Here is a 16223-nt window from a genome sequence, read left to right as displayed (position 1 = left end):
GGAAGAGGGCGAGAGGGAAGAGGAAAGAAAAGAGGGTGGAGGAGAGGATGAAAGGAAGAGCGAATAGGCGAGGGCGATCTCAGTCTAGCCGCGACTCTTTGGGGCCGTTCCCCTTTTTGACGCGTTCAGGAAGGTCATCCCCACCACCGCGCCCTTCTCGCGCCTGACTATGACGCCGTCCTCGGTGATCTCGGAGTCGTCGGCGTGGCTCGGCTTTTTGAAGCTGACGTAAAGGACGTCCGCCTCTTCGTCATAATCGATCCAGATCTTCTTGTGAGGGATGCCCAGAAAATGGGGCACCAGGTCAGAGATCTTCTCTACTTCTGCAGCTCCCATACCTTCGATCTCCTTTCAAGCTGGCCTCGCTTCCTCGTGAGAAATGCTGTGATCAAAAAGCCGTCCTCTTTGCTCACCTCTTTATAAACGACGACGAGGTATTTATCGATTTGCACCCGCCTGACCGCCAGAAGCTCTCCAGATCCCCCCTCAAAGATGGCATCCGGAGATTCTACCGTCTCCAGGACGTCGGAGTAAAAGCCTACCATCTCGGAATGCGACTCAGTTATGTGTAGCCATCTCTCCTCCGGCAGACGGATGGGAACGCCGTTCTTCGACCGCGCCGTATCCACAAAGCACCCCCTTCTCAGGCCTTCCAGGGTTTCTTCTGGATGCTGGTCTTGCTCGTCTTACTTTTAAGATCTTTCGGCGGTGGCCCCGTGGGCAGGGCGGCGTTGGGGGCCTCCCGGCGGCGTAGGTGGCGTACCTGACAATAAGGAGGCTTGAACCAGCCTTGAAGAAGTCCACACCAGCTCTACAGATGGGTCTTCCAGAATGGGCTCCATCCGACGGACGCCGCCGGGAGGTCTACGTCCGGTGGGGCGAATCGATGCCGCCGGAGGAGCGGGTGACGGAGATCCAGGTGCCGGGGGGGAGGTAGAGAAAGCTGGGGGGTGGTAGCGCTGGCGACGATCTGATCGTCTCCTTCTTGGCGGACTATCCCCGCCGCCACCGCGGGACCACCCGCCCCGTCCGCTCCGCATACCGCCGATACTCCTCGCCGAACTTCTCTTCCATCATCTCCTCCTCCCGGGGGATTCGGGCGGCGTATAAAGGGAGGGACGCCACCAGGAAGGCGGGGCCGGCGATCCAGTTGTGGAGGAGGAGAAGCTGGGCCGCCGCCCAGAGGAGGTGGGCCGCGTACATCGGGTGGCGGACCCGCTCGTAGACCCCCGTCGTGACAAGCCTGTGATTCTTTCGGATCTGAAGCCCCGGCGAGAAGCTCCCGGCCAGATCGGCGTGAGACCGCCACAGGAGCAAGAGGGCCTGGAGGAAGAGGGCGCCGCCCAGGGAGCCCGCGACGAGGCTTGCCGTCTCCGGCAGGGTATAGTCGGCGAAGTCGAGCCTCGATGTGAAGAGATAGAGGAAGGGGACGACGATCATCCCCGCGGCCGTGAGGAGCATGAGGGGGCGGTCCTGCTTTCTCTCGCGGCTATCGGCGACCTCCGTCGGCTCCCGCCACCAGGAGGGGGTTTTCTTCAGCCAGTAGACCCGGATCAGGGAGGCGGCGAGAAATCCGGCAAGAAAGACGAGATCGAAGAGGTCGTCGAGCATCACCGATCCGCTCGATCCCGATGATAAAAATAGGCGGCGGTCCGGAGCAGCGGAATCAGTGGATCGACCTTGCAAACGCGAGGCTCGTTCTCATCTGCTCGCCGACGTTCTCGTCCGTCGGCTCCATGTGGCCGGGGTAGAGGACCCGGACGTCCAGGGACGCGAGCCGTTCGATGGATCTGACCAGGTCCCTCACCACCTCCTCCGACCGGCGGGTCCTCCCGATATTCCCGTGGGGGAGGAGGGGGTCCCCTGAGAAGAGGACCCTCGCCCTCGGCTCGTATAAAGAGATGGAACCGGGGGAGTGGCCCGGCGTTTCGATGACCGAAAGCGCCCACTTTCCGAGGTTGATTACGTCCCCCCCCCTCCAGGGTCCCGTCTACCCCGAACTCCGCAGGATCCTCTGCGTACCGGTAGGATCCTGTGGCGACGTCGTCGCCGAGGTCGCAGACCTCCCCTTCCCCTATCAGGACCTTTGCCCCCGTCGCCGCCTTGAGGGCGGGGACCGCGGCGGTGTGGTCGTGGTGGCAGTGGGTGAGGATGATGAACTCGATCTCCCCGGGATCCATCAGCCCCCGGACGTTATCGAGGATCGCTGAAGCGTCCCTCCCCGCATCGATGAGGACCGCCACCTCGTCGACGATCAGATAGACGTTCCCCTCGTAGGAGGTGGCGCCGCCGTTAACCTTATGCACTTTCACCAAACAAACCACCCCATAAGACAAGTGTAATTCCTTCAATATATTAGCTAGTTGGTATCATGACTATTATCGAAGACGCGAAGAAGGGGAAGACTCCCCCCGAGGTGGAGGCCGTAGCCAGGAAGGAGGGGGTCGACCCCGAGAAGCTCGCCCGCCTCGTAGCCCGGGGCCGGGCCGTGATCCCAAGGAACGTTCGCCGAGAGATCGACCCCATCGGGATCGGCGAGAACCTCACCACCAAGGTCAACCTGAACCTGGGATCGTCCCGCGGCCTCGCCGACCCCGAGGCCGAGGTGGAGAAGGCAGTGGTGGCGATGGAGGCGGGGGCCGACACCGTGATGGATCTATCTACCGGCGGCGACCTGGACGAGATAAGGCGGCGGGTTCTCGCCGCCGTAGCTATACCCGTCGGGACCGTCCCCATATACCAGGCAGAGGTGGCAGGAGACCTCACCAGCCAGGGGCTCTTCGACGCCCTGGAGCGGCAGGCGAAGGACGGCGTCGACTTCGTCACCGTCCACGTAGGCGTCAACCTCAACAGCTTTGAGAGGCTGAAGAACAGCCACAGGATCATGGGCGTCGTCAGCAGGGGAGGCTCCCTCACCCTCAAGTACATGAGCGAGACCGGGGAGGATAACCCCTACTACGCCGAGTTCGACCACCTCCTGGACATAGCAAGAGAGCACGAGCTGACTTTGAGTCTAGGCGACGGCCTGCGCCCCGGCTGCATCGAGGACGCCAGCGACCGGGCGAAGTACATGGAGTTCATCATGCTCGGCGAGCTCGTCGACCGGGCGAGGAGGGCCGGGGTCCAGGCGATGGTGGAGGGGCCGGGGCACGTCCCCGCCGACGAGATCGAGACGAGCGTCAAGGCTATGAAGTACGTCGCCGACGGCGCGCCCCTCTACCTCCTGGGGCCCATCGTCACCGACATCGCCCCAGGCTACGACCACATCACCGCCGCCATCGGAGGGACGATAGCCGGGATGAACGGCGCAGACTTCCTCTGCGCGACGACGCCCAGCGAGCACCTGGACCTTCCTACAAAGGAGGACATCTTCGAGGGGACGGTCGTCACCAGGATCGCCGCCCACGCCTGCGACCTCACAAAGCCCGGGGTGAGAGATAGGGCCCGCGAGTGGGACAGGAAGATGGCGGTGGCCAGAAGGGACCTCGACTGGCCCGCCCAGTTCGACCTGGCCATAAACCCCGCCATCGCCAGGATGATCCGCCACCGGAGGGGGGTGGACGTCGACACCTGCACCATGTGCGACGAGCTATGCGCCATAAGGCTAGCGCGAGAGGCGATGGAGCGGGAAGAAGAGAAGGCGAAGAAGAATACGAAGAAGGCGGAGAAAGAGATCTAAAGGGCTCCCCTGAGAGCCGAATACCTCAGGAGCAGCTCTCCAGCTCTTTCTCCACCACCTCGCCGCCGGGGGCCACCTCGGCGAAGACCTGCCCCTCGAAGAAGAGGACCTCCGTCTCCTCGTCTATCCAGGAGTCGGGGGGCAGGCCCGCCTTGAGGCAGGTCTGACATAGAAAGTCCGTCGGGTCGAACTCCCACTCCGTCGCCACCTGGGGCAGAAGGAGCCCAGACCACATGCCCCTGCGGACGATGAGGCCGTGTTCCCCGATCTTGACCGCCTCCGGAAGGTCCCGGTTTCTGACGTCGTAGCGCCTCGGCGGGGTGAGGACTGTCACCTCGATCTCGATTTTGGGAAGCTCGTCAGGCCGGACCCGGGGAAACCGGGGATCATTCGCGCCGGCGTTTATCGCCGAGTCGACTATCGCCCGCGATAGCTCCATCACCGGCTCGGGGTAGCCTATGCAACCCCGGAGTTCGCCGTCCTCATGAAGGGTGACGAATACCCCGGCCTTCTCCTGGAAGGACGGCGGAAGGCCCTCCGGCCTTATCCTATCCCTCTTCTCGACGTAAGCCGTCAGGGCGTCCCTCGCGAGAGTTACAGCCCGCCTCCCCTCTTCGATGGTGAGCATGGAGGGATCTCTGGCCGCCATGTACTAAAGGATTATTAGGCGTCCGCTGTGAATATAATTGCACCCCATTTAACGGCCTTACTTACCTTCCCAGTGGGGGCACTTCTTCACAGCATCCTCATTTCCGGTCTCACAGAGAGGCCATAGTTCGTGAGTCACCTTATCCTCTCTCATGTGCTTGTGAACATACTTGCAGTACGTATTACGGACGCCTTTGAGGACATCGTCAACTATGGCACTTTCATCCGTCGTATCAACAGGATATCGCTGTCCAAAGGCGTTTTTATGAATTCTATCCAGATCCAGATAAAGAGATGTCAATATATTTGCTGCTCTGGAGACGTACTGATCGTAGTAAAGTCCTCGTTCGTAGTCCTGAACTACATAATACTTTTGTGTTTTTGTTCTCCCCGCTCTTACAATCACGAGGTTTACCAAGTAGCCAGCCGCCGCGAACGCCAGGCCTATACCCCACAACGATTCTTCTTGTAAATCTCCAAAAAGATGACTGACAATAGTAACACCACCAACGGCACCAATAGTCATCGTAGGCAAGGATTTAAGAAGATCTTTTGCTTTGTTTCCGAACTCTATCCCTTCTTTAATCGAGTCCAGATACGCTTCCCTGAGCTTCTCGTTCTCTTCGAAGTTTAAGGTTCGGCCCTTGTAAGCGATATCCAGGTTGCGCAGGCTCGATTCCATGGTCGCCAACGCGCTTAGAACATATTCCTTTTCGTTCTCGTTGACGCCATCGGCTTCAGCCTTTTCGCGAATATTTTTCATAGAATTCTTCACCAAAGTGGCAGTTATCTGGGATTGCTCATCGTCAGAAGACGCTCCCGTCTGTGCCCAGACCATCCGAACCGCCGTGAAGGGCGGCAAAATAGAAGTCTTCGTTAAATCCTTAGCGTCAGATCCATTTGACATGATCAAGGCCCCTTCGCACCATTTAAATTATAAATAGTTCATACCATTCAACAATAAATAACTTTTGTATCTGGCACATATAAAAATTGTATCTGGATATGCAAATCTCATGTGCTGTTCCACCTCCCCAAAGCGAGAGGATTTATGCCATTGTGTAAGATACAGCTTATCGAACCAGTCTTTGAGGCAGATACCATGTCAAAATCAGAGGATCACCTGAATGAGGCCTTCGCCGGGGAGTCCCAGGCGAACCGGATGTACCTCGCCTTCGCCGAGAAGGCGGACCTTGAGGGCTACCCCCAAGCGGCGAGGCTCTTCCGGGCCGCCGCCGAGGCGGAGGCGGTCCATGCGAAAAACCACCTCAATGCGATGAAGAAGGTCAAGGCGACGAAGGAGAACCTGAGGGAGGCGATCGCAGGAGAGACCCACGAGTTCAAGGAGATGTACCCCGGGATGATCGAGGCCGCCATATCCGAAGGGGACAAGGCCGCGGAGAGGTCCTTCCGGTACGCGAGCGACGTCGAGGAGATCCATGCCCGCCTCTACCACGACATGATGGAGAACCTGGAGTCGCGGGGGGTGGAGAGCAGCCCCTACTACGTCTGCCCCGTCTGCGGCATGACTGCCGAGAGGGTCCCGCCGGATAAGTGCCCCGTCTGCGGCGTCAAGGGGGAGAGGTTCAAGAGGATAGATTGATCAAAATCGGTCAATCTTCCCGGAGGAGATATTCCTTCAGCGCCACGGCATTGTTGAACTTCTCGTCCTTAGCTCCAAAGACGAGGGTTACATCCCCCGAGGAGATCTTCTCCGATATCAGGGCGATGAGATCCCCTTTGGAAGCCAGATCACCATGATATCTCTCTTTGAACGCGCCCCATCTCCCGGGATCATGGCCGAACCATCTCCTCAGCTCGTCGCTCGGGGCCACGTCTTTGAGCCAGAGATCTATCTGGATCTGCTCTCTCTTCATCCCCCGGGGCCATATCCCGTCGACGAGGATCCGAAATCCGTCATCCTCCAACGGCGGGTCATACGCCCTCTTCAACCTCAGCATCGTCATCTCCCCCCGAAAGACCAGATCTTGATAGGTGTCGCTCGAGCTTCTCCAGGAGCCGCCAGCATAGGAGGATCTGGACCATCCCGGTGGAGGTGACGACTCCGCCAGCCGACCGGTCGCATATGGGAGTCTCCGAGCCCATGATCCTGCAGAGCTTCTCCTCCAGCCCCGCTATCATGGAGATGTGAAGCTCGCCGTCGATGGTGAGGACCGAGACCCTCTTGCCGTAGTAGTCGTCCCGCTGGTATGCGATGGAGAACTCCTCTTCCGCATCCCGGTAGATCGCCGAAAGGTCGACCTTCAGCTCCACCTCCGACCGGTCCGCCTCCATCACCTCCTGGATGAGCCTCACCGAGTACATCTCTTTTGGCGTCTCCGCCATAAGGGGCGCGGGAAGCCTCGACTCCTCGATCTTCACCACCGCCTCAGCGTAGATCTTCTGGACGTCGACGTAGATCTTGTAGTCGGCCTCACGCTCCAGAATCTCTCGTTTCACCGCTTCCCGATCGTAGTTTCGATCGATGCAGTCCCTCTTGATCTTCCACCGCCTCTTTACGCTGCGGCTCGGATCGACGAAGATCGAAAGGTCGATCTCCCGCCTTAGCTCCGGGGTGAAAAAGGGGTGGAGACCCTCTATGATGAGGACGGGAGCCGACCTGAAGGGGACGGGCCCTTTTATCGTTCCATCGGTGTGGTCGTAGACGGGCTTATCGATCTCCTCCCCCCGCCGCAGGGCTCCGAGGTGATGGGCGAGAAGATCGAGGCGGTTCGCCTCGGGATTCAGGGGGGTGATCCCCCGGACCCTCCTCTCCTCACGATCGAGGCTGTGGTAGTCGTCCATGCTGAAGGTGGAGACGAGGTCCTCGCCCAGGAGCCGTCTGATCCCCCACGATAGGGTCGTCTTGCCGGAGCCGCTATCTCCAGCCACCGCCACCACGAAGACCCGACCGGACGATCGGAGCCCTTCAGCCAGGCCGGGGTTCAAAAGATATCCTCCGATGAGGGATGGACCGGGGATCTGAGGCTTCTGGCGAAGATATCATCGATCCTGCTTCTCCGACATGAGGTCCGCAAACTCGCTCGTCTTGTCGATCGTCTCCAGCTCCCGGGCCTCGATGACCGCCGTCTCCTCGACCCGCTCGACCTTCGTCTCGCCGTCGACGATCACCACCGACCGGGTCTTGGTGATGATGGAGAGGCTGCTCATCAGCTTCGCCTTCTTCATCATGGTGGGCGAGAGCTTACCCACCCCCGTCAGGACGACCAGCGCCTCGTTCTGGGTTATGGCGTTGAAGGGCGACTGGACCGTGGGGAAGACGTCGAACCCGATCTGGGCCAGGTGGCTCAGCACCTTGTCGTCGATGAGCCCCCGCACTCCGAGGAGAGGGCTTTTCGGCTCCAGGATCTCGACGGGCTTTATCAGCTCCTGGCCGAAGAGCTCCTCCAACCTCAGGGCGACGTCGATGGAGGTGTCCATGCTCTCGATCTCGTACTTGCTGATCGTCCGCCGTGAGACGGATAGCTCCGAGGCGAGGGCGCCGAGGGATATGCCGCTCTCCAGCCTGAGCTTTCTCAAGAGGCGGCCGTCGATCTTGACGTAGAGCCCTCCGTGGGCGGCGTAGACGAAAGGGGGGATATCTTCGATGATCCAGTCGGCGAGGGTGTTGAGGCTGACGGTGGGAACCCCGTACCTGAAGTAGACGACCCCCCCTTCGAGGTTGTGATCCCTCGTCTTCTCGCCGATCAAAAGGGGGTTTGCAGAAAGGTATTTAGCCAGGCTGCGAATCTCTACGGCGGTCTTCTCGTTGAGGCCGTCGATGTTGGAGAGGATCTTCAGAATAAGGAGAAGTCCGCCCCGGCTCGCTGCCAGGTCGAAACTCCTCGGCCTGACGTAACACCGGTCGGAGACCGAAAAGCCCGACCTGGACAAAAGACCCGCAACCCGATCGGTCAGAAACTCCTTATTCATGATTATACATGTCTCGGCTCAGCGGTTATTTAAAGGTTCACCATCATGATAACTATAGGGGTAGACGATACCGATTCGGAAGAGGGTCTCTGTACCACTTACCTGGCTGCGGTGATGATGGAGAGGCTTGGAAGCTTCGGCGAGGTCGTGGACCTCCCAAAGCTGGTGAGGCTCAATCCTTGCGTCCAGTTCAAGACCAGGGGGAACGCCGCCATCGCCTTCTCCCTCGATACCGAACGCCCCGATAAGGCGAAGGAGGTCGCCCTCGAGACCCTTTTGGAGCTCTCCGACTTCTCCGGCAAAAAGACCAACCCCGGCCTCGTGGTCGCCGAGGAGGTGCCGAGGGAGCTATCCGGCTTCTACCAAAGGGCCCTCCATGAGGTCATCGACGTGAGAGAGGCGGTGGAGATCATCGAGAGGCTCGGCCTCTGGTCCCGGTCCTTCAAGAACCGTCAGGGTCTCGTGGGGGCTCTGGCGGCCGTAGGGGCTCGGTTCTCCGACGTGACCTATGAGCTGCTAGCCTACCGGGGGGAGAGGAGATGGGCCACCCCCCGAGAGATCGACGAGGAGTCGGTATGGAAGGCCGACGAGCTGACCTACCCCCGGACCTGGGACAACGTCGACCGCCAGAACCGGAAGGTCATCTTCGCACCCCACTCAAAAGACCCGGTCCTCTTCGGAATCCGGGGAGATGAGCCAGGATCTCTTATGGAGGCCCTGGAGACGATCAGGTCCGAGCCCTTCGAGAGGATGGTGATCTACAGGACGAACCAGGGGACCGACGCCCACATCTCTCGGGGCGAGGTCAGCGGCGTCGTCGAGGATAATAGCTACCTCCTCCGGGGGGTGGTGGCCGACGGGCCGGAGGCGATCGAAGGCGGCCACATCTTCTTCACCCTAAGAGATGAGGAATCCGACTCCTCCATCAGATGCGCCGCATTCGAGCCGACGAAGGGCTTCAGGGATCTGGTGAGGGCTCTACTCCCAGGGGACCTCGTCGAGGTCTACGGCGCCGTCAAGAAGGGGACCGTCAACCTCGAGAAGATGGAGGTCGTCTCCCTCGCCGAGGGGACGGTCGGGGAGGCGCCCCTCTGCCCCTCCTGCAGCAGAAGGATGAAGTCTGCGGGCCGGGGGCAGGGGTACCGGTGCAGGAGGTGCAAGACGAGGGCAGAGGGGAAGGCGACCGTTCCCCTCCATAGAGAGATCCAGGAGGGTTTCTATGAGGTTCCTCCTTGCGCCAGGAGGCACCTATCAAAGCCCCTGGTGAGGATGAGAGGCGATAAGGTCCATCCCAGCAGGTAGAAAATAAAAAGGGAGAGCCGCCTCACTTGAAGGCCGCTTCCAGCGGGGGTATGACCTGCTTCTTCCGCGAGAGTACGCCCTTCTTGTAGATGGAGTTGTTCTCCATCTTCCCCTCGAAGGCCTTCTCGAACTTATCCACAGGCGTGCCCACAAACAGCAGATCGCTCGCTTCCTTCATGACGTCGGTGAGCATGATCAGAACGAAGCTGAGACCCTCCTCCTTCCTCACCTTCTCCATATCCTCCAGGATCTCCTTCTTCCTCGCAGCCAGCACCGAGAGGTCCATGACCTCGATCTGGCCTACCCCGGCTTTCGTCCCTGCGAAGTCGAAGTGCTTGTAGTCGCCCTTTACGATATCTCTGGCGGTCTTGGAAGAGATGTCGCTCTTGGCGGTGAGCATATCGATCCCGTACTGCATGTAGTCCTCGCCGGTGATCTTGGCTAGCTTCTCCACCTGCTCTTTGTCCTTATCGGTGCAGGTGGGAGACTTGAAGAGGACGGTGTCGCTGAGGATGGCGGACATCATCACGCCGGCCATCTCTTTGGTGATGTTAACACCATTCTGGTCGTACATCGCCGAGATTATCGTCGCTGTGCTCCCGACGGGCTCGTTGTGGAAGAAGATGGGGCTTCCTGTCTGGATGTCGCCGATCTTGTGGTGATCTATGACCTCCATCAACGTCGCCTCTTTTATGTTATCCACCGCCTGCCCCACCTCGTTGTGGTCGACGAGGACGATCTTCTTGCCCTTGCCGTCGGTGATCGTCTCCGGCACAGGGACGCTGAAGCGCTCGAGGACGAACTTGGTCTCGCTGTTGATCTCGCCCGCCGCCGCGGGGATGTATATCTCGGGCATACCCAGCTGGTTCTTCAGGTTCGCATAAGCGATAGCCGATGCTACAGAGTCAGTGTCTGGACTTTTGTGGCCCACCACGTAGACGTTATCAGCCAGATGAAACACCTCCGAAGATATTCAACGCGCAACTCCGACTTAAACCTTTGCAACGAGCCGTTTATGCCGAAATTTATCTCGGATCCGCCGGGGGGCGGCGAGGGCGGATCGGAGGAGGCCAGCATCTTTATATAGTACTTAGCATATAGAAAGAGGGTTCCCTTATGAGGACTGGCAGGAGCTGAGGCGTCCGCCGTCGCCATGACCGCCGGAGCAAAGGGGGAACGACACCAAAAGCCGCGTTGATAGGTCCTTGGGGGAGATAATGACTACAGTCTGCCCATGACCTCAAGACAACCCAGATGCGGTACATATAAGCCCGCTGCGAGGGTCACTGAGCCGACGGACGGATCTTCCATAGGATGAGGCCTCAGAGTTAGCAGAGCATCGGGCGACATACCAAAATCATGCGGGGCAGGCCCACAATTTTAAATTATTATAACTCATTTATAATAAAGTTTCCGCCCGTTCCGCCATTATCTTAAATATCAGCACCATCTCAACGAACCCTGCTGATTATGTGGGGAATTCTGATCACCTTCGAGGGGATAGACGGGTCCGGCAAGTCGACGGCCCTCGCCGACCTCGCCCGGTGGATCTCCGCAGAGGAGGAAGAGGAGAGGGGGCCGTTCAGAGGCAGGGAGTTTCTCTTCACCGCCGAGCCTACCGACGGCGAGGAGGGGCGGCTCCTGAGAGAGAGGCTGAAGGGCCCCAGGACGGCGGAAGGCCGGGGGCCGGGTCCGATGGGGTCGGAAGGGCTGGAGGAGCTCTTCCTCTTCTTGGCAGACCACGCCCGCCACCTGAGGGAGGTGGTGGTCCCGGCCCTCGACCGGGGGATGGTGGTGATCTCGGACCGGTACTCCGACTCCAGGATCGCCTACCAGGGGACCGCCCTCCGGGGAATCGTCCCCGGCCCCATGGAGTGGGTGGGGGCGATCCACCGCCCCTGGTCCGTCGTCCCCGATAAGACGATCCTCTTCAGGATAAATCCCGCCCAGGCGGTGGAGAGGTGCCTCTCCCGCAAGGGAGATGGCCCTACATCGAGAGATCCCGAGAAGTTCGAGCGGGAGGCGTTTCTCAGAGAGGTGGCGGCGAACTTCGAGGTTTTGGCCAGAAACGAGCCGGAGAGGTTCGTCATCATCGACGCCGGCCGCGAGAGGTCCCAGGTCCTGAAGGACGCGATCCGCGCCCTAGCCGCCGCCATCTCCGAGGAGGAGTCCGGGGCGGATGGATAGGGCGCGGTGAGGAATCAAAGATCGAGAGACCGACGATCGGATAACGCTGATTGATGGATCAGCGATCGGATATCGAAGATCGACGATTGATAGACCGACGATCAGCGAACGGAGGTCGGCGGCGAGGGCTGATCTTCCAATGCCATCGCCACGAGCCTCCTCGCCCAGGCGAGCTTCTTCTTCTTCTTTGGGGTGACGGCAGGATCGTCGTAATCGAAGCCTATCAACCTGATCTCTTCTGCCCCGAAGTGCCGGGCGAGGAAGACTGCGCGGTCGCCGTCGGTGAACCCCCCGAAGTTGTAGACCCCCTCCAGGGGGGCTGCCTGGGTGGTGGCGAGGACCTTTCTGAGCCGGGGGACGTACTCCAAAAGGGCAGCCACGTTGTCGCCGTGGGCGTGGACCACCACCGCCGACCCCCTCTCGCTCGCGGCGACGATGTCGGGGAGGAGGCCGTCCAGGTCGGTGACGATGACGTCGGGGACGACCCCCGCCGCGAGGAGGGGCGTCGTCGCCCCGTCGGCGGCTATGACCACGAGACCCTCGTCCCTCGAAGCGCCGGGCCGGGCCATAGGGCCCTCCTCCAGGATCGCCCCCAACTCCAGCGCAAGCCCCGGCCCGTTGCCGCATACCAGGACCCTCCGCCCCCGGATCATCGAGTCCAGGTCTTCGAGGGAGAGGTCTCCTCCCCTCCCCGAGAGGAGGCCCTTGAGGAGGAGGGCCGCTGCCTCGTCCTCGTCGCGGGAGAAGCCGAACTCCTCCAGGATCTCCCGGTATATCGGGTCCCATTCCTCAAACCGCATGATACGCCCTAGCCGGGGGGGAGGTTAAGCCTTTCCTCTCCGATCCGGGGCAGGGAGATGGTGGATGCAAAAGACGAGCAGATCAAGGGCGGATAAAAGAAGAGAAGAGGTCGGGGAGGTTATCCCCGAACTGTTCAAGAATAATAGATGTCGCCGTTCGTCACAGGAGGCTCAAAGGTGGCGGCAGCCATGGACTCTGCGTCTGGGACGATGCACGGCTCGCAGGGGTTGTAGGGGCCGCACGGTTCCATCGTATCGCATCCGCCGAAGCAGCAGCTCAGCCAGTCCTTCGGTACAATGACATGCTTGTAGGGGACCTCGAGGGTCATGTTCTTCTCGATGGTGAAGGTCCCGACGTAGTGCTCGTCGATCTCGATCATGGGGTTGTACCAGGCACTAGTCCCCTGGCCATTAGACCGCCGAGGTGCATCATAGCCGGTATCGTTCATGTTATTCGGATCTCCCTGGAGGACTCCTATGTCCACCATACCGTCGGTGACGTCCTCGCTGATCTTCATCCAGGTGTAGCCGACGCCCTGGTAGATCGGATCGTCATATACATACTGCTTATCCTTGACCAGGATTTCGATCTCCTTGTCGACGGCCTTGGCGTACTCCACCTGGTGGTGCATCATGGTGACCGGCCTGTAGTTCTTTATCACCGTCTTCTCCTTAAGCAGGGAGTCGTAGAGGATGGGGTTTCGCGCGTAGTAGCCGTTTCCTATGGCCATCCTCATCGGAGAGTAGACCATGGAGTTGTCCTCCCTCGCCGATATGCAGGAGTAAGCCTCCCACTCCTGGTAGCAGCCGTCTTTCTTGACGTAGTTGACGATATCAGCGTTGATGATCATCTCGTTCTCGATGGTGCCGCTCCCGTGGGCGTAGTCCTTGTACATCGGACCCTTCTGGCCGGGGCTGCCGGTGTCGGGGGTGGGCAGCTGGATGTACCTGTACGTCATGAAGTAGCCGCTACCCTGGACGCTCTGCTCGAAGTCAAAGGTCATGTTGTAACCGGCGCCTTTGGCAGGCCTCTCATTGAATTCTTGCGCCGCCGCCATCCCCATCAGGAACGACAGGGCGAGTATCGCGAGCATAACTTTTCTCAAATCAACTCCCTCCGTCTAAACTAAGTTCAGTAGAGCCTTGCATAAATCTAATGCCACCCCCCTATTTTAATCTGTTGATCGCATGATATATTATCAGGATATCATCAGGGCGACCGGTGCCGCAGACGCCTCAGGATGACCCGGCCATTCCGGAAATTTTCGGTTATAAAGGGAGCCACTCGGGATGAAATTATGGCATAAAAGGAGTTCGACATTTGGAAGTCCAAAAAAGGAGATAATTATGGTTATAAGGTCAGAAAAAGTCCCAGGGGGATGATCAGGCCTTTTCGGCCTCGGATGACAGGACTTTTCCCTTGAATTCCTCGAATCCCACCGATTTTATGAACTCCCGCAGCCTCATTCCAGGCTGGGCGCCGGCCCTATAAACCTCCAGGATCCGGCCGATGAGGGGGATGACCTCCTCCCTCGCCACGAAGTCGCGGAGCATCCAGCCCTCATGAGGAGGCCAGCTCCCCCGCCCGCCGACGAAGATCATGTACCCGTCCTCGGCGGTGTACCTCGCCCCCACAGGGCAGTTGACGACGCAGCGACCGCACATGACGCACTCATCATAGTCGATGACCGCCTTCCCATCGACTATGGTGGCCGCCCCCACCTTGCAGACAGCGACGCACTTCTCGCACCCTGTGCACTTCTCGGCGTCCAGCTCGGGCCTGACCCTCCCCATGACGCCGATCTCGTTGAACTGGGGCCTGGTGCAGGGGAAGGGGCACCCGCCTATCCCCACCTTAAGAGGACCCGGCGTCTTCTCCCCCGTGAACCTCTCCCCGATCTCTCTTGCAAGGCCGGTCGTCTCCGCCGCGGCTTTGAAGCAGTACACCTCCCCGAGACAGGATACGACGTTCCGGAAGGTCATCCCTGCAGACCCAGGGGCGAGCCCCGCACCTTTCAGTTCGGCGATAGCCGCCTCCAGCTTCTCCTCGGGGACCCCGAGGATCGAGATCTCCTGCCTCACGGTGAGATGGACCTCGCCGCCGTACTTCTCTGCCACCTCTCCTATCCGCTTCACCTGGGCGGGGTCGAGCATCCCCCCCGTCACCAGGATCTTTATCTCAAACTTCCCGTCTCTCCTCTTGAATACGGCGGGCATCCCCTTGTACATCTCCGGCTTCAACACGATCCCTCCAAGATCATATGTCATCGTAATCTCCGACTAACTTGTAAATTGTGGTCGTAAAAAGGATAACTGCGAATAGAGTGGAGGTTTAGAGCAGGATAGCTTATCAAAACATCCAAGAGACCCGCAGGCAGATGGAGAGGAGCTGCAGGAGATGAAGAGATGAAGGACAAGGGAGAGATGAAGGAGGGTGAGTAGACGCCGGGAGGGGAGATCGTCCCATGCCACCAGAGCCGGTTCTTACCAAAAGGTTAATACGTGAGGGATAAACTAGGAAATTGGCACATGCCCGTCGACGTCGATCTTGGGAAAGAACAACATTTTGGTTCCAGGGCGATTGGAAGAGCGCGATCCTTCGATCAGACGCTTGAAAGCCCCGCTGAAATGATCCGCAGATGTCAACGAAATCGAGATTTTATTGAGATCTCCCCCGAAACAGGTCGATGGAAGGAGCATGTGACATCGATGATGCCCCACGAAGTATAGTGCCGTAGGGAAGGGATGAAAACCAGCCAAGTTGGCTGGAAAAGGAGGACAAAAGGGGGATGCTGGCAGAACTGGAAGAAAAGAAGGCCCGGCTGAAGCAACAGGCCATCGATTTTAAGGATAGTCGAAGCCAATTGAACGCTGAAGCCAGCAAGTGGGCCGCGGAGCGCAACGAACTGAACAAGAAGACAAAAGAGCTCATCGACAAAGCCCAAGAGCTCAAGACGCTCCGTGACGAGTACAACAAGAACGTGGCTGAGGCCAAACTGAAGCGGGACGAGTTCAACGAGAAGACGAACGACTTCTACGCTCAGATAGACGAGATCAGAAAGAAGCACAACCTCACGGGCGACCGATCCATCCGGGGTCTGCGAAGAGAGATAGACCACATGGAGTTCAAACAGCAGACCGAGGTCTTAAGCCCCGACAAAGAAAAGCAGCTCGTCGAGAAGATATCAGCCCTCCGGGCCGAGTTCAAGATGAGGAAGGAGCAGATGGAGAAGAACGACGTCTTGAAAGACCTTCTGGACGAGGCGCAGAAGCTCCGCGACCAGGCGTCTGAATACCACGATCTCGTCACAAAGTCTGCAGAACTCGCCCAGGAATACCACGACAAGATGATCGCCACCTTCAAAGAAGCGGACCAGGTGAGGGCCCAGGCCGACGGAGCCCACCGGGAATTCGTCAAAGCCCAGGAGGCGGCGGACAAGCAGCACCGGGAGTTCATACGAACTCAGCGAGAGATCCGCGATTTCGACAAGATCATCACCGGTCTACGGAGAAAGAACCGGGAGAAGAGGGAGGACAAGGTGAAGGCCGAGGTCAGGAAGGAGGCCGAGGAGATCCTCACCCAGTTCAGACAGGGCGAAAAGCTGGACACCTCCGACCTCCTGAGACTTCAGCGTTCAGGACTGGTCTGAAACCGAGATCGGTTTTAATCCCGG

18 protein-coding genes and 1 pseudogene are annotated in these 16223 nt (G+C 59.2%); 6 read left to right on the top strand and 13 right to left on the bottom strand.

The features are described 5' to 3' along the window. Positions 1-84: 84 nt before the first annotated feature. On the bottom strand, positions 85-336 hold the full coding sequence (locus P0O24_RS01900; RefSeq protein ID WP_316968046.1) for a DUF2283 domain-containing protein: 252 nt from the start codon (positions 334-336) through the stop codon (positions 85-87). Further along, the gene (locus P0O24_RS01895; RefSeq protein WP_316968045.1) at positions 318-629 is read right to left on the bottom strand and encodes a hypothetical protein; all 312 of its coding nucleotides are present in this window, start codon (positions 627-629) and stop codon (positions 318-320) included. The genes P0O24_RS01900 and P0O24_RS01895 overlap by 19 nt, the downstream gene beginning before the upstream one ends. Positions 630-790: 161 nt before the next feature. Between P0O24_RS01895 and P0O24_RS01890 the strand changes: the two genes are divergently transcribed. After that, complete coding sequence (locus P0O24_RS01890; protein ID WP_316968044.1) at positions 791-937, top strand: hypothetical protein; 147 nt, start codon at positions 791-793, stop codon at positions 935-937. Between the two features lie 56 nt (positions 938-993). On the opposite strand, the gene P0O24_RS01885 is transcribed toward P0O24_RS01890, so the two are convergent. Beyond that, positions 994-1611, bottom strand: coding sequence for a protein-S-isoprenylcysteine O-methyltransferase (locus P0O24_RS01885; protein WP_316968099.1), 618 nt, complete (start codon positions 1609-1611; stop codon positions 994-996). A gap of 55 nt (positions 1612-1666) precedes the next feature. Next, a pseudogene (locus P0O24_RS01880) lies at positions 1667-2243 on the bottom strand (MBL fold metallo-hydrolase). Positions 2244-2371: 128 nt separating this feature from the next. Here P0O24_RS01880 and thiC point away from each other — a divergent pair. Continuing rightward, positions 2372-3679: a phosphomethylpyrimidine synthase ThiC gene (thiC, locus tag P0O24_RS01875; RefSeq protein ID WP_316968043.1), complete on the top strand. Its 1308-nt coding sequence runs from the start codon at positions 2372-2374 to the stop codon at positions 3677-3679. A gap of 25 nt (positions 3680-3704) precedes the next feature. Here thiC and P0O24_RS01870 read toward each other — a convergent pair whose 3' ends face one another. Both P0O24_RS01870 and P0O24_RS01865 read right to left on the bottom strand, forming a co-directional pair. Continuing rightward, on the bottom strand, positions 3705-4328 hold the full coding sequence (locus P0O24_RS01870; protein WP_316968042.1) for a TIGR00296 family protein: 624 nt from the start codon (positions 4326-4328) through the stop codon (positions 3705-3707). Positions 4329-4385: 57 nt separating this feature from the next. After that, entirely contained in the window at positions 4386-5234 is an 849-nt protein-coding gene (locus P0O24_RS01865; RefSeq protein ID WP_316968041.1) for a hypothetical protein, read from the bottom strand. A gap of 195 nt (positions 5235-5429) precedes the next feature. Between P0O24_RS01865 and P0O24_RS01860 the strand changes: the two genes are divergently transcribed. Continuing rightward, entirely contained in the window at positions 5430-5930 is a 501-nt protein-coding gene (locus tag P0O24_RS01860; RefSeq protein ID WP_316968040.1) for a rubrerythrin family protein, read from the top strand. Positions 5931-5940: 10 nt separating this feature from the next. On the opposite strand, the gene P0O24_RS01855 is transcribed toward P0O24_RS01860, so the two are convergent. Genes P0O24_RS01855 through P0O24_RS01845 form a run of 3 tightly spaced genes read right to left on the bottom strand, consistent with a single transcriptional unit; the run spans position 5941 to position 8260 of the window. Beyond that, positions 5941-6288 (bottom strand): DUF488 domain-containing protein, encoded by a 348-nt coding sequence (locus tag P0O24_RS01855; protein WP_316968039.1) that lies wholly within the window; start codon positions 6286-6288, stop codon positions 5941-5943. Further along, positions 6263-7276 carry a phosphoribulokinase gene (locus tag P0O24_RS01850; protein WP_316968038.1) on the bottom strand — a complete coding sequence of 338 codons (1014 nt, stop codon included), beginning with the start codon at positions 7274-7276 and terminating at the stop codon, positions 6263-6265. The genes P0O24_RS01855 and P0O24_RS01850 overlap by 26 nt, the downstream gene beginning before the upstream one ends. A gap of 54 nt (positions 7277-7330) precedes the next feature. Beyond that, complete coding sequence (locus tag P0O24_RS01845; protein ID WP_316968037.1) at positions 7331-8260, bottom strand: transcriptional regulator; 930 nt, start codon at positions 8258-8260, stop codon at positions 7331-7333. A gap of 45 nt (positions 8261-8305) precedes the next feature. Here P0O24_RS01845 and P0O24_RS01840 point away from each other — a divergent pair, with 45 nt between their 5' ends. Then, on the top strand, positions 8306-9562 hold the full coding sequence (locus tag P0O24_RS01840; RefSeq protein ID WP_316968036.1) for a tRNA(Ile)(2)-agmatinylcytidine synthase: 1257 nt from the start codon (positions 8306-8308) through the stop codon (positions 9560-9562). A 22-nt stretch (positions 9563-9584) separates the two neighbouring features. Here the strand turns inward: P0O24_RS01840 and P0O24_RS01835 are convergent, their stop codons facing one another. Then, a complete protein-coding gene (locus P0O24_RS01835; RefSeq protein WP_316968035.1) occupies positions 9585-10523 on the bottom strand; it encodes a manganese-dependent inorganic pyrophosphatase in 939 nt (312 codons plus the stop codon). 518 nt (positions 10524-11041) lie between these two features. On the opposite strand from P0O24_RS01835, the gene tmk reads away from it, so the two are divergent. Continuing rightward, positions 11042-11749: a dTMP kinase gene (gene tmk, locus P0O24_RS01830; RefSeq protein WP_394356662.1), complete on the top strand. Its 708-nt coding sequence runs from the start codon at positions 11042-11044 to the stop codon at positions 11747-11749. Between the two features lie 101 nt (positions 11750-11850). Here tmk and P0O24_RS01825 read toward each other — a convergent pair whose 3' ends face one another. The 3 genes from P0O24_RS01825 to P0O24_RS01815 all read right to left on the bottom strand — a co-directional run bounded on the left by P0O24_RS01825 (position 11851) and on the right by P0O24_RS01815 (position 14817). Then, complete coding sequence (locus P0O24_RS01825) at positions 11851-12549, bottom strand: 6-hydroxymethylpterin diphosphokinase MptE-like protein (protein WP_316968033.1); 699 nt, start codon at positions 12547-12549, stop codon at positions 11851-11853. 134 nt (positions 12550-12683) lie between these two features. Continuing rightward, positions 12684-13655, bottom strand: coding sequence for a hypothetical protein (locus P0O24_RS01820; RefSeq protein ID WP_316968032.1), 972 nt, complete (start codon positions 13653-13655; stop codon positions 12684-12686). A gap of 277 nt (positions 13656-13932) precedes the next feature. Then, complete coding sequence (locus tag P0O24_RS01815; protein ID WP_316968031.1) at positions 13933-14817, bottom strand: 4Fe-4S binding protein; 885 nt, start codon at positions 14815-14817, stop codon at positions 13933-13935. Positions 14818-15338: 521 nt separating this feature from the next. Between P0O24_RS01815 and P0O24_RS01810 the strand changes: the two genes are divergently transcribed. Next, positions 15339-16199 carry a coiled-coil protein gene (locus P0O24_RS01810; protein WP_316968030.1) on the top strand — a complete coding sequence of 287 codons (861 nt, stop codon included), beginning with the start codon at positions 15339-15341 and terminating at the stop codon, positions 16197-16199. Positions 16200-16223 lie beyond the last annotated feature (24 nt).

It is taken from the genome of Candidatus Methanocrinis alkalitolerans, assembly GCF_029167205.1.
In the GTDB taxonomy this organism is placed as follows: domain Archaea; phylum Halobacteriota; class Methanosarcinia; order Methanotrichales; family Methanotrichaceae; genus Methanocrinis; species Methanocrinis alkalitolerans.
This window is presented reverse-complemented; position numbering and strand designations above follow the sequence as displayed.